This is a genomic window from Erythrobacter sp. JB1-4, assembly GCF_057365025.1.
Window position 1 is genome coordinate 394,470 of the sequence record NZ_CP200292.1, and the last position, 14,984, is coordinate 409,453.

Genomic DNA, 14,984 nt, shown 5'->3' on the forward strand with positions numbered 1-14,984 from the left:
GATCACGCCCGCTTTGGGAACATAGTGTCGAAGGCGTGGCGGGCGATCTTATTGCCTGCATCATCGGCCGCATTGTGATCCGACATCCAGTGCACTCCGCCGTAAATGCGGCTCATGCCGTTCTCCCAACGCGCTCGATCAAGCGAGGTGAAGTAACGCGTTTTGCCGGTAAGCGTTGGCCATAGGACTTGATCAGGAGACTCGTGACTGAACTTAACAGCGTCCGTGCCAAGGATGAGCTTGGTCATCTCAATGCCAGCCGCACCAAACGTCGAGTGGCCCGACGTGTAGGCGGGAAAGTTTGGCGTTGGGATATAGCTTTCCCACTTACGGTCCTTTTGAACGCGTGGGTCAGTTGCACCCAACTGATCAGCGCGCAGGCAAATCGCGGTTTCAGGCCGCAAAATGTCGTGGTGATACTTGCTATCCCATGCATTGATCGAAGCATCCGCCTGTGTCGCGCCCAAAAGCGCAAAATTGCGCGCCATATCGAGGAAATCATAGCCGCGATCCTGCATCACCTGCGCAGCGATATAGAGGAAGTGTCCAGGCGGCGTGATCCCCCAGGGGCCATCTTCCCAGAACAAAGCAATCTGCGCCTGATCCTCAGTGCGTGAGCGGCTGTTCTTGCCGCCCAATTCCCAAACCTGCTCAAATTCCTGAGCAAACTCAGGACTGCGCACATCGGGGAAATCGGCAACGCGGAATTGGTCCGAACTCTTCATCGTCCAAGGTTTGATCTTGCCATGCCCTGGGAAAAGCCCGCGCTCATACGCACCGACCGCAGGGCCGGGGCGCGCCGCATAGGCAGGACCGGTTGGAGTCCATTTGAGAGTGTCCTCACGGCGCGGATAGCGGCCATGGTAGAAGTTCACACTGTGCGGCTCGGAACCATCGTGGGTGCGCATTTTGTTGATCGCAATGCCCACGCGGCGTCCCCATTCGATGCCAAGCGATTTCGCTTCGCTATCGGGGAACTTGTCTTTGAACGCGCTACGCTCCCACAGAAACGGTTGACCAAAACACTGAGAGGCAGCGGTTGCAAAGGCGACCCCGTAAGCAACCTCAGGGTGAGCACCGCGCGGCCCGTCACCCAAACCATATTGGTCGGCATAGCGGCGCATAATGCCATTGGCGGCGACAAAACCTGCCACCATGGGCGCTGCGAAATTGTACGCGGCACGAGGTGGAGCCACGCGCTGATCGCGGGTCTGCTGCAAAACGATATCGACCCAGTGATAAACCGTGTTGAAGTTCTGTGGATGAACGATGTGAGTCAGATAGCTCGACTGCGAACCAAACCGCGCTGTTGAACAGCCAGCAACCCCCAGCGCACCAGCGCTCGCCAAACTGCCTGCAAGAAACTTTCTGCGTGAGAGATCCATAACCCTAGCCACAATCGAATTCGCCGTTGGGTGACCGCGCTAGTCCATTAAGGTGACTTTATCGTAAATACGCCCGTAACCAAGCGAGGGGGACACCCCTTAGGGTCCAGTTGCAGTGGCTAGGCTCCAAGTTTCTCACAATCTCTCTTGCGTTGCATAATGAAACTCAGGCACGGAGGCGTGCAAAGACACACAAGGGTTTATCGAAATGTTCTCACCCCCGAAGAACGCACAGCGCGCGAAGGCGTCCAAGGTTATATGACCGAGGAACGCCGGATGATGCAGCAAATGGCGCGCGAATTTGCCCGCGATGAAGTGCTGCCGGTCGCGAATAGGCTCGATCCTGTCCAAGGCGATATCCCGCAAGAGCTGATCGATAAGATGGGTGAGCTTGGGTTCTTCGGCATTATGATCCCTGAAGAGCTTGGTGGGCTTGGTCTGGGCTGCTTTGAATATTGCCTCGCTGCCGAAGAACTTGCCGGCGCATGGATGAGCGTTTCCTCGCTTCTGGCGCGCGCCAACACGTTCTACAAATCTGTGCCTGGCGCTACTGAAGAAGAGCGCAACGAGCGGATCGCTATGATGGCGAAGGGCCAGTATATGGGTGCGGTTGCCTTGTCCGAACCCGGCGCTGGATCAGACGCCGCAGCCGTTGCTTTGAAAGCGGTGCGCGAGGGTGATGAGTGGGTTCTCACAGGCTCCAAATATTGGTGCACCTTTGCTGACCGGGCTGATTTCATCCAAGTGGTCGCGCGCACTGGCGCCGAAGAAGGCGCGCCTCGCCATGCTGGCATGACCCTTATTCCGGTCGAGAAACCGCGCGGCGAATTCATGGAGGGGCTTTCGGGCTCGCCCATTCCAAAAATCGGATACTTCGGCTGGAAAACCTATGAGCTTGCCTTCGATAGGGTACGCGTGCCGGTGTATGAGCGCGACCTCAAAAACGAGGGCCGCGGCTTTTACGGCGTTGTCTCAGGCCTAGAGATCGCCCGAGCGCACACCGCCGCGCGCTCGATTGGCCTCGCACAAATGGCTCTCGACACGGCCATCGCCTACGCCAAGGAACGCGAGCAATTCGGCCAGCCGATCAGCAATTTCCAAGCCATCCGCTTCAAAGTCGCCACCATGGCCACCGAAGTCGAAGCCGCGCGCCAGCTGATGTATCACGTGTGCACCGAGATTGATTCAGGCCGCCGCTGCGATCAAGAGGCTTCTATGGTCAAATACTACGCCGCCGAAATGGCAGAGCGGGTGACGAGTGAGGCGCTGCAAATTCTGGGGGTGCGGGATACACAACACATTACCCGGTGGAACGATGCTGGCGCGATGCGCGTTTGACTAAAATCTTCGAAGGGTCATCCGAAATCCAACAGCGCATCATCTCCGATGGTATCTTTGGAAAGCCGGTGGAGCCTAGGTTTTAGGCCAAAATTCTGAACGCGAGAGGGGCATCAAATATGAGCGAGCATGCAGGCAAAACCGTATTCATCACAGGCGGCACCAGCGGGATAAACCTAGGGATTGCCAAAGGCTTCGCGCGTGAAGGCGCAAAAGTCGCGGTGATTGGCCGTGACGCGGACCGTGCGGCGAATGCAGAAGCTGAAATTATGGCCGAGTGCAGCGCAGACGGCGATGCGATGGGCTTCTCATGCGATGTGCGCGACTATGATGCGGTGGAGGCGGCTTTGAAGAAGGTCGCAGATGCCTATGGCACAATCGACGTGCTTGTTGCAGGTGCAGCGGGCAATTTCTACGCGCCGCTCTTGGGGATGAGCCCCAATGCTTTCCGCACAGTCGTCGATATCGACCTGTTCGGCACCTTCAATGCGTTTCGGGCAAGCTATCCCTACCTCACCAAGCCCGGAGCCTCGTTAATCGCCATTTCCGCTGGCCAAGCCGACCGGGCAAGCGCAATGCAGGCCCATGCTTGCGCTGCCAAGGCGGGCGTGAACCAGCTCACCAAAGTGTGCGCGGTCGAATGGGGCCCTGCAGGCGTTCGCGCCAACATCATCTCTCCAGGAGGGATCGCGGACACTGTAGGCGTCCAATTCCTGAGCAAAGATCCTGCAAGTTTTGACGAGGCCATCAACCGCATCCCTGGCAAGCGCCTTGGTACAGTTGATGAGATTGCCGATGCGGCAAAGTTCCTAAGTTCAGACGCGGCGCGCTATATCAATGGCCAAGTGATTTATGTCGATGGCGGGCTTTACGCTGGCGATGCGAGCACAGACTGCCTAAACCCTCCCCCACGAAAATAGCGCATTAATTCAGCCTTCTAAAGCGAATTTCCTACATCTCGCGGCTTTGCTAAGTCGCGGGAGATGGCCCTCTTGCACCCACACAACTCTGATCGATGCATCCGATTACAACGTGCATCAGTAATCGATTGGATTTTCACCCCTGAACAGTGTGCCAAGTGTGCCAAACTTCCTACAACTGAAGGAAGATCGGCCAAAATGGCGAGGAAAACAGCCCGGTTACGAGCTGCAATCCTCTCCCTCTTCACACTCCTCACTGTCATCGACCCAGAAGTCCTCATTACCAGCACCCGTCACAGGGTCATCGATGAGAGGATCATCCTCAAATTCTGAGTCCGGAGTGAGGTCGATAAGTCCACCTTGGAGCGGCCCCTCTGGACGCACATCTGGCGGCACAAGACCATCATCAATGAGGTCGCGCGTCTCCACTTCCGAAGCTTCCGAACTCGGCTCCTGCGAAGGAGGCGGCGGTGGCGGTGGCGGCGGCGGCGGCGGCGGTGGCGGCGGTGGCGGCGGTGGCGGCGGCGGTGGCGGTGGCGGTGGCGGTGGCGGCGGTGGTGGCGGCGGTGGCGGCGGCGGCGGCGGCGGTGGCGGCGTCACGGTAGTTGAACATGACGCGGGGTTGGCAATGACGCAGCCGTTAATGGTTGAACCCACAGCAGGAGTACTGCCGATGGTCGTAACAGCAATCGCAGCGATCCCGGTCTGCCCCCCAACCACACCGTTGATTACGATTGGCTGGGCGGTCGAACCACCGGTCGAGATAGAAAGCGAGTTAACCTCAAACCCGCGGCGATCATCAAAGTCAGTTCCCGTGGCGGTGTTCTGGATGAACACATCGCTTGCCGTGGTCTGGATCGTCAGATCACCTGCCCTGATCACTCCATCAGTGCGCACAACCCCATCGTTATTGGCAAGCCGCGCATCAATCTCAGCAACGCTAAGCCCATCAATATCAACGAAAGCCTGGTCGGTTACAGCAAGGAAGTCGGTCGCGAAGATCGACAGATCGCCCGCAAGACCATTGTTCGCATCTAGGACGAAGACACCGCCATTGGCTGTGTCAATCCTCACGAGGTTGGCAGCATCGAAGGATACAGTGGTGTCCGCGATCGCATTGGCGACATTCACATCGCCCAGAACCTCAATATCGCCTTCAGCGGTGAAGGTGAGACTGCTGGATTGTCCAAAGCTCTGGCCGAACCTATTCGCGCCGTCACCGGCGGTAAAGTCAGAAGCCCCAAGCGAAAGCAGGGCATCAAACCCGCTGCCATTGGAGCGAGCGGTAAAGTTTAAACCGCCCCCTGAAGTGATCTGCGCCAGTTCGGCGTTATCAATTTGGTATGGGTTGTCGTCATCATTAAGACCACCGATGACCATATCGCCAACCGTCTCAAACTCGATGAAGAATGTGCGGTCTGTGGCCCCGATAATGCTGTCATCGCCAAGGGCTACGTCACCCGAAACGACACTGATGGCTTCACCAAGAGCTGTCCCGTTGATCGCGTCAAATGTTCCGCCAGCGTTAACTTCAAGGAAAGTGCCAGCATCGGCCGATCCCTCAATCGTAACGCCGCTCGCCGCTGCAAGGCTGATGTTGTTGCCCGATGCATCGTTGACGATGAGATCGCTGTTCACGCTGCTCAAATTCACATCGCGCGCCGCCTCAGCGATAACCGCAGTCAATGTGTCATCGGCGGTGATATTCACGTCACCATCATCGGCGATCGCTTGTGTATTGAGGCTGGTGCTTGAGGTCACATCAATCGACGAACCGCGCGCGACGAGCACCCCGGCAATGATGGCGTCTGCAACAGTCACCGGACCGCCAAGAGCGCGAAGATTGGCGTTGGGCGCGGTCAAAGCGCCAAGGTCAATTTCGCCGGGTTGCGCAATGACAACCGGCCCACCTGCACTACCGCCGGCACCTCCGTCAGAGCCTGCACGCACATCAACTTGCCCTCCTCCGGTGAGGCTTGCGCCCCGCACAAAGGTCTCAGCCACAAGGTTGGTGGTGGAGCCAGCTGAGAGCGTATCGAACTCAATCTGAGACGCGCCAATGTTCACAAAGGTATCTGCGCTCGATGTGCCAAGGTCAGCTGCGCCGGCTAGACTTGCGAAAATGCCGCCACCAGTTGCGATATTGGCTGTGAGCCCGGCATCGCCATCTGCGGAGAAGTTACCCGCCGCCTCAACATTGGCGAGGTCGATCTCGTCAGCGGAATTGATATCCACATTTCCGCCAGAGGAAGTGTCCCCAACACTCACACCCCCGGTGGTCGAGGTCAGGTCCACGTCTCCGCCAGCATCAACCGTGCTAATCGAGATAAGGCTGCCGGTGATGGACGTGTCACCGCCGCTGATAGCGCTTTGGAGGTTAGGCGAACCTGCCGCGTTGATTGTGATATTGTTGGTGGCCTCGACAACGCCAAAGCTCGCATCACCGGTGGTCGCATCTACCGTGATGGAGCCCGCCGAGGTCACATCGCCAATCGCGATATCAAACGCCTCAAGCGTCACATCGCCGTCGCTGGAAATGTCCGCATCACCGCCATTGTCGGCGATAGAGCCGTTGAACGCATCAAGGTTGATGGCGTTGAAAGAGCTTAAGCTATCGAAGAGAATGTCCGAGCCGCTTTGCAAGAAAATATCGTCGGCCGACACGTTTCCAACCGCGATAAAGTCAGCGCTTACCGAAACTTGGTTGCCTGCATCGATGTCTCTTACATCGACAAAACTTCCATCAATACTGACGCTGTCGCCAGCAAAGATATCGCCACCATTGACTGACCCAGGCGCACTGATTGTGACCTCGGCCCCATCGAGGAAGCCATAGTCCACATTGCCGCCATCCAAACTGATAACGCCCAGCACGCTTGCTGTACCCAAGGACACATCACCAGGCGCAGACAGGATCACATCGTTAGGCGAAACCGCTTCACCGATCGTAATCGAACCGCCAGTGCGGATATTGATATCTGCCCCGCCCTGACTGAAAAAGCCTACACTCAAATCGCCTGGTACAAAGAAAGTCTCGGGCGGATTGCCGGTGTCGAGCAGGGTTGAGAAGAGTTGTCCGTCGGTGACAATAGAACCCAGAATGATCGAATCCCCGACGACCACTTGAACGTCATTCGGGCTCGACAAGCTGCCTGTCCCGATAACGCTTCCCGCAGCCTGAATGAAGATCGAATTGGCACCAATTGATGTGTCGTTCAGCTCCACATTACCCGTGGTGCTTTCTGCGGAGAAGCGGTTGGTTGCATTAAGCTCAGTATCGATCCCGTTCGTGCCCATGACGATGTCATTGCGGGTTTCAATCGAGATATTGGCTGCTTCAATCACCGCTTGTTCAATGAACAGTTGGATCGTGTCATTGTTGCTATCAAGACCGATCTCAATGGAGTTATCGGCATCCATATTGCCAAGGCAAATGATGCCTTCGATGCACGGTCCGGTGAGCAGACCATCGTCATCGCCCAGGAACGCGACATTACTAGGCGCATCGCGCACATCGGCTTTGATCGAGCCTGCGATGAGGTCGCTATCAAGAGCTTCAATCGCGTTACCCTCAAGAATGATAGCCGCATCATTGGCATTGAGCGTGCCGTCGATGACAAGCGAGGCAATTGGGGTAAGCCCGATAGACAGCAAGTTCGTTTCGCCGCCCGCGTTAAGCGTCAAATTGGGTCCGCTGGCAAATGGTGCCCCGGCAATGATCGCATCTGTCGGATTGTTTGCAGCCGACAAGTTAGCGCCCGTTTCAACGATAATATCATCGCCGCTATTGGCTATCAGAGCGTTGTCCGCAGCAACGCTAGATCCTTGCGCGAACACGATGTTGCTGCCGGCCGTGATGTCGATGTCGGCATAGCTCGTGACGGTTCCTGTTATCGTCGCATCAACAAAATCGAATGCAGAGCCGCCACCGCCAAAGTCGAAGACGCCCGCTTCAAGGACGATCCCTCTTAGATTGCTCGATGGGTCTTCCATAGACGCGCTGGCATTGTTGAGGACGATATCTCCACCAGACTGCAAGAAAATCCCCGGGCCTGCCCGCAGATCATTGGCCGAAATGTTGCCAGCAACATCGAAGATCATTTCGCCAGCAGTATTCAGGATCGAACCTGCGCCCGATCTAAACGAACCGCCGATGTTGACATTGATCGATTGGCCTGCATCGACCGATAGGGTGTCCGCCGTGTTATTGATGTGGGTCACATTCATATCGCCGGTGGCATTGAAGGTCGCCCCTTCCGCCACAAGCAATTGCTGTGTCCCGTCAAAGTTGAGGTTGATGTCGCCTGCCTGCGCATCGAGCAACAGAGTACCGCCGACATCGCCGACATCAAGTGTAACCGCCGCACCAGTGATGATTACATCACCTGCACTGCTGACGCTTTCGACAATCGGATTGGCTTTGGCGGTGATTTCAATCGTTGCACCAGCATCAAGTGCACCAAAGCTGGCATCTCCCCCGCTCGCATTTGCCGTTATCGCGCCATCGCTAAGGATATCGCCCATATCGATGGCTTCGGCTGTCAGATCGACGTCGCCGCCGCTTTCGATATCGCCTTCGCCAGGAGTCGTCGCACCGATAATGCCAGCCGCTGAAAGCGTGATTGCAGCTGGCGAGATAAGCCCATTGAAGCGCAAGTCCGCACCGCTTGTGAGAGAGATTACGCCAGCTTCAAGCGTGCCAATCGCGATGTTGCCCGCAGCATCGAATGTCGCCGTATTGCCGACAGTGATAGAACCCAGCCCGGTAATATCGCCGGTGGTGGCTGTCACATTGAGGCTGCGTGTAAGGGCTCCGTTGTCGAGATTAACCGATGATCCGTTCACATTGGAGGTGAAGTTGGCCACCAGATTGCCAACGGAAACCGCACCGAGTGCATCCACACTCACGGCTTGATTGGTCGATTGGACAAGACCCACATCCACGCTTCCTGCGTCAATGGTCACCAGGCTATTCGTTCCTTGGCCAAGGAAATCCCCGCCGGTCAATGCACCTCCAATGTTGAGATCAAGCAGGCCATTGGTTGTGCCGCTGGCGATGTCAGCATCACCATCAACATTCACAGTCAGTCCGGGGCTCGTGGTTCCGGCGAACATATTACCCGCCGTAAGATCACCGCCAATCGTCAAACCAACAGCGCTGCCAGCGGTAACATCGCCAACCACAAGATCGCCGGCAGTGATGACACTTGCTGATGCCGACGCATCGATGCCTACCACATCAGCTCCGCCGCCAGAAGTTACGATTACGCCGCCTTGGGCAGCGTTCAATTGTCCAGCTGTGATGTCACCGACGTCGGTGGTCAATTCGATAAAGGCGCTACCGGTCGTCGACACATCGCCAAGAGCAATTGAATTATCGGCTTCGGCGTCAACTGACGCTACGGCGGTTATATCGCCTCCCGAAATGTCGGTCCCGCGCAGTGTCACCAGTCTGTTCGAGTTAATGTTACCAACATTTGCTGTTTGGCCAGCATTGACGAGGACATCGCCAAAAGTACCGGTGGTGGAGATGCCATCAGCGTCAAAATCAGTCGTCGCAAGCCCGCTAAAGTTGCCCGCTACAACCGTACCAATGTCAATCGCTCCTGCTGAATCCAAGGCGAGCGTGCTTGCGACGGTTGCATCGCCCAATGCTAAATCGCCAACCGTAGATGTCAGATTGACGATGCCGTTCGCATCGAGCGTTCCGATATCGATTGAGCCACCCTGGGCGATAACTTGTCCAATACCGGACCCGGCGCGGCTCGTATCGACCACATCAACGGTGATCGCCCCGCCCGTGTTAAACTCTATGCGTTCAATCCCATCAGCGGTTCCGCCAATTATGTCGCCGCCTGCATCGACGTCGATGAAGCCATCGGTGTCGGCGAACAGAGTTCCAAAAGTCACGTCCTGCGTCGCATTCAGCGTGATGGCATCAATAACACTCGAGCCGGTAATCGTGCCGTCTGCTGTGCCGGTGATCGAACCATTGGTCGCGGTCAGAGACACTGCGCGCGGGGTCGTGATCGTGTTATAAGCGATCTCTTCAGCGGTGACGGTTGCGCCGGTGCCAGCCGTAATAACCGCGTTGGATGAGCTGTCGAAGGAACCCTCGGTCACATTGGCAACAAAGGTTGTACCAGCGTCAATTGTGCTTACGCCGTCCGTCCGATCCGCGTGACTGATCGTGATGTTCTGCGTTGCATCAAGTGTGGTGTTGAAGATCACGCTGCCGGTTGGATTGACGACCAATTGGCCGTCGTTTTGCATCGCGATCACAATGTCGCCGGTCACATCAAGATCGAGGCTCTCATTGACCGTGATCGGGCCGCTATCTGATGAGATAGAGATAAGGCCGGTATCAGTCCCATTATCGCCTGTCGCATCAACGGTCAGGCTGTCAAAAGCGATCAGGCCATCGATGGATGGCGACATATCGCTTATGGTGACGATGCCACCAGAGCTCGCGAGCTGGAAAACACCGCCGCCGCCTGTGCCAGTTGCGACGATGTTCACATCGCCCAAATTGATAATGCCCGGGCTGCCTTCAATAACTTCGATTGAAGGGCTTCCACCAACGCCAGCCCCGCTCGCACCGGGAACTGTATCGAGAGGGTTGTTCACATTTTGACCAGAAGCGCCGCCACTTCCGCCCTGACCGGCTGCTTGCAAGTCAACATCACCGATATTGATCGTGCCGCCCACCGCGCTCAAAGTCGGAGAGCCCCCGCTCCCTGTGCCGCCAACCCCGCCGCTGCCGACAAATTTGTTGTCCGTTGCATCTCCACCTGCGCCGCCAGCACCGCCGGTGCCTGAACTCGACAGCAGGAATGGATCAGAGGTTGGCGCGGTGATGGTAACCTCACCGCCATTTGCCGCGGTTATTGCAACAACTCCGCCGGTGGCCTGACCACCAAGGCCGCCTGAACCTGCTTGAAGGCCAAGAAGCTGATCCTGACCATCTGCGCCGGCACCGCCAAGGCTGTCTGTATTAAGCGTAAAGTCGGCCGCACTAATGGTAATGAGAGCATCGTCTTCAACCGCAATGGTTGCAGAACCGCCTGTCGCATCGCCACCTGAACCGCCGCTGCCGCTTGGATCGATGTCATTGATGCTGCGTGAGCCAAGACCGCCGGCTGCACCTGTTGCCCCTGCGATAATGGAAACACTAGAGTTCGCTTGGAAGTCGGCGTTAGGTCCGCTGACGAGCAAGCGCGCATTCCCGCCCGTTGCATCACCGCCATTGCCGCCGTCAGTCACTTGACTATCGCTCACAACACCGGGGAGCCCGCCGGTTGCTGTGGAATCGATTGTGAGCGCATCGAAGACGACGGTCACATCATTAACCGCAAGCTCTGCCGATCCACCGGTGCCATCGCCGCCTTCACCTGCAAATCCGCCGTCACCACCAGCGCCGCCAATGCCTTGGGAGAGAACTGAATAGGTCTTGGGCGCGGTATCGGACTGATTAAGCGAGATAAGCGCGCTGCCGCCTGTGCCGTTACCAGCATCGCCGCCCGGACCTTGTGCAGGAACGCCGCTAAAGCCGCCGGAACTGCGTCCGCCATCACCGCCGCTGCCGCTGGAATTAACGGTAAGCGTGCCGAATGTAAGGTTCCCAGCGATATCGTTGAAGACCGCGGTTCCGCCAAGCGCGTCACCCCCTGCTCCGCCGCCTTGGTCGGGATCGGTCGGGGAATCGGCCAGACTAAGACCACCACCACCACCAGAGGCCTCCGTCGAGACAACGACAGCAGCTGCGTTTACCGTGGCACTTCCATCTAGGTTGAAAGTCGCATTTCCACCCGTCGCATCACCGCCATCTGCGCCAAGCGTAGCCCGCGATTGACCGCCTCCGCCGCCAGTAGCTCCGGAAGAAACGGTCAGCGTATCTGTAACCGTAAGGCTTCCCGAAATGGCGTTGAATGTCGCTGAACCGCCTGTTGCATTGCCCCCATTTCCTGCATTGGTGGTATCTGTACTGTTGCCGAAGCGAGATGGAATTCCGCCCGATGCACCAAAGCCACCAACGCCGTCTGCGGCAACGTTCAGATTTGTTACGGTTGCATTGCCACCATTGAGGTTGAACACGACTTCACCGCCGGTGGCATCGCCGCCTTCGCCTGTGTTCTGAAACCCATTGATTGGATTGACGCTGCCATTGGCAAATTCACCACCCGGGCCACCAAACCCACTGGAAGAAACAGTGATCTCGTTAGCGGTTAGCGTTCCGCCGAGCACATTAAACTCAGTACGCCCGCCACTGCCTGTGCTGCCATCGCCATCAAAATTCGTCTGCAACACCTCGCCATCAAATACGAAAGTGCCGTCAGTGCCTGCGCTCAATTCGTCGAAGCTAAGGCCGCCGTTATTGCCTTGCACGGTGATGGTGACAGTTCCGCCTACACCCTCACCTGCTTGATCGCCAGCGCCCGCATCTGGCGTCGCAAAGCCATTAGCATCGACGGAAAGGAAGTCATCGAATGCGACTATCCCGTTGTCTGCAAGAATGCTGACATTGCCCCCAAGACCGATCCCTGAATTGGGATTATCGGGATCAGGGATTCCTGTTCCGTTTGCATCAATTAGACTAAATCCAAAGACGTTTATGTTGCCGTTGGTGCGCGATGTGATGGAGATATCGCCGCCAAGGAACCGGTCACTGGCCTCACCACTACCACCTGCACGATTTCCAGCATTTGCATTGAGAAACAGATTGTTTGCAATCAGGTTGCTGCCATCTGCCAAAAGGCTGATGCTGCCTGCCTGGGTCAGATCACCTGGCGCACCTGATACGGCGCTTGTATCAATCTCAAGCGAACCAAAGACATCAAGGCCGGTTGTAAGGCTAAAACCGGTATTAGACGCGCTGATCGAAACAGTGTCACCCGATGGAGCCGCAACAGAACCCGTCGTGGTCGCATCAATTCGAAGCGACCCGGCTGTGACCAAAGTATCAAAGCCAGAGATGTTTATCGCAACAGTACCGCGTTCAGCAGCCCCGCCAAATTCATCAGATCCTGAGCCGTCAAACGAGTCTGCCACGCGTGAGGACACATCGATAAAGGCAGAATCGAAATTGTGGCCACCTTCATTGAAGTTGAGCGTTACATTGCCACCAGTTGCATCATTAGACTGCGCAATGTTCGCATCATCACCTTCGCTTGCCTGAGCGCTGGCTCTAATCGTAAGCCCTGTGGCGGTCAGTCCGCCGCCGCCGATATCAAACGTAACGTCGCCTGCACGAGAGCTGCTGCCTTGCGCGCTGTCGAGAGGGACGCCTCCGGCGGTGCCTGCACTTTGCGCTGATGTATCAGCGATAAGGCTTCCCTGCACGCCGATGCCACCATCATCAAGGGAAAGCGAAACGCTCCCTCCTTGCGCAGCACCATCGCGCACTTCGCCAGTGCCGCCATTAGCCGAGGCATCAAGGATTAGATCCCCGCCAACGCTGAGCCCCGCAAACTGCCCCACGCTGACGCTGATATTGCCGCCAGTTCCATCTCCGCCAATGCCTTGGCCGCCATTGTTCCTGATATTGCCTGCATCATCGAGACCACGCCCGGATGCATCCAGTGTCAGGCTGTTGCCAACAGAAAGTGTCCCGCCGTCAGGGGTGCTAAAACCATCCTCGAAATCAACTGACAGGTTAATGTTGCCGCCGTTGCCGACACCATTACCCGCCGTTACATCGAGTGAACCGCTTACATCGATCAGACCAACCTGATCGACCGAGATATTCACCTCTTGGCCTGCGATAAGCGTGAGGTCAGCTTCGTTTGTACCGCTGCCAACGATAATGTCGCTGTCGTTAAAGTTGCTGTCGGTAAACGCGCGAAGATCGAGTGTTCCCTCGGCAAAAGCTGTTGTATCGGATGTCAGGTTTAAACCAGCGAGGTCGATGCTTCCTGTGGCGCCGCCATCAATCGATGTGTCGACAGTGTTTGAGGAAACCTCAACGTCCATGAAGTTGATGCGTGCGATACGCTCCTGACGTTCAACGCGGTTACCAGTGGTGAGAATTATGTTGCCATTAACAATATCAGCTGCGCCGGCTTGGGCATAACCAATCTGACCGCCAAGCAGCATGGTCAGGGCATTGTTCTTTGGCACAGCAACAAAATACATCGCCTGCTCATCGCTTAAGCCGAGCGACGAAGGGCCTGTGGTCGTCCCTCTGTGAACGATGCCCTCACCGTCCTCAGTGCCCACTTCGACTGTGATATCGAAAAGGTTGTTTTGAATGGTCAAAGTGGCTTCTTCGGCTGCCACATAAGCAACCGAACCATTCACGTTGACCGTGCCGTTTTGAACGATACGCGGCGCAACGAGTGCCACGTAGGAATCGTTATTGACCGCGTTGATGGTCGCCCCGGTCCGGATTTCGACAGCCGAAGCCGGATCAGACGTTCTCCTAAAGTCGATAGAAGACGCACCCGCGATCACGTCATTGGAATTGATCTCGCTGCTTGTGAGAAGCAGGCTTCCGATGTTGAACGAGGCATTTGACCCAATTATCAAACCGCCTGGGCTCGAAAACCAAATATTGCCGCCTTGCGATGCACCACCATTGACGGTCGATGAAACGTTGCCGTCAATGACAACGGGGCTGTCAAACCCGGTAAAGAAGGTCGTCGTTATCCTATTGAGGACGGTGTAATCGCTCGCGTCTCCCGTGAAGAAGAGATTATTGCCGGCACTCAGGAAGCTGATCGGAGTCCCATTTCCGATATCGAATGTCGCCCAATCGATGATTGCTGATGTACCCAAAATTTCAACAGTATCGCCCGAGACAGATGGCGTAAAACGCACTTCTGCATCATCGAACATCGCAGTCGCCCTGACCGAAATCCCGTCAGTGCTCGCCGAGGAGCGAGCCGACGCAGTGGACGGCACGTTTGCTGTGGTTTTTGTCGCGGTAGGCGCTGGGGTGATGTTGACTGGAGGCGGTGGAGGCACTGTTGCTGTTGGTGTCGGTGTGACGTTCACCTGTGTCCGGACATTGGGCGCCACCGCATTGTGCCTAATGGCAGGCGCACCGGCCGGTACAGGTATGGCCCGGGTATTGACCGTATTCGTCGGAACTGTCCGAGCATTTGTAATGCGAACGGGCGGTTGATTTGGCACACGCAGATCGGCTGCACTTGGAGTCCGGAGAACATGCGGGGTCGTCGCACTATGCGCCCCAATTCCGGGATTAACTTGCGCAAAGGCTGGCGCGCCGCTTGCAACCATCGCTGAGGCGGCGGCAAGGATCGAGGCGCTTCGAAGCCATTTCAAACGAAGGGGCTTGCGGTCAGATGGATTGCTTGTGTGTGTCATATCATCCTCCACCGGC

The 14,984-nt window shown here is 56.5% G+C and carries 3 protein-coding genes and 1 pseudogene; 2 read left to right on the forward strand and 2 right to left on the reverse strand.

What is annotated here, in order from left to right; genetic code table 11:
- Positions 1–2: 2 nt before the first annotated feature.
- Complete coding sequence (locus AC0V61_RS01970; protein WP_486155587.1) at positions 3–1,385, reverse strand: hypothetical protein; 1,383 nt, start codon at positions 1,383–1,385, stop codon at positions 3–5.
- Positions 1,386–1,673: 288 nt separating this feature from the next.
- Between AC0V61_RS01970 and AC0V61_RS01975 the strand changes: the two are divergent.
- Positions 1,674–2,809, forward strand: a pseudogene (locus AC0V61_RS01975) (acyl-CoA dehydrogenase family protein).
- A gap of 33 nt (positions 2,810–2,842) precedes the next feature.
- Positions 2,843–3,643, forward strand: coding sequence for an SDR family oxidoreductase (locus tag AC0V61_RS01980; protein WP_486155588.1), 801 nt, complete (start codon positions 2,843–2,845; stop codon positions 3,641–3,643).
- A 219-nt stretch (positions 3,644–3,862) separates the two neighbouring features.
- Here AC0V61_RS01980 and AC0V61_RS01985 read toward each other — a convergent pair whose 3' ends face one another.
- Positions 3,863–14,968 (reverse strand): hypothetical protein, encoded by an 11,106-nt coding sequence (locus AC0V61_RS01985; RefSeq protein ID WP_486155589.1) that lies wholly within the window; start codon positions 14,966–14,968, stop codon positions 3,863–3,865.
- Between the last annotated feature and the right edge of the window lie 16 nt (positions 14,969–14,984).

Bases quoted from the DNA above. Each gene is read 5' to 3' on its own strand.
- AC0V61_RS01970 (WP_486155587.1), bottom strand. From the start codon at position 1,385: ATGGATCTCTCACGCAGAAAGTTTCTTGCAGGCAGTTTGGCGAGCGCT.
- AC0V61_RS01980 (WP_486155588.1), top strand. From the start codon at position 2,843: ATGAGCGAGCATGCAGGCAAAACCGTATTCATCACAGGCGGCACCAGC.
- AC0V61_RS01985 (WP_486155589.1), bottom strand. From the start codon at position 14,968: ATGACACACACAAGCAATCCATCTGACCGCAAGCCCCTTCGTTTGAAA.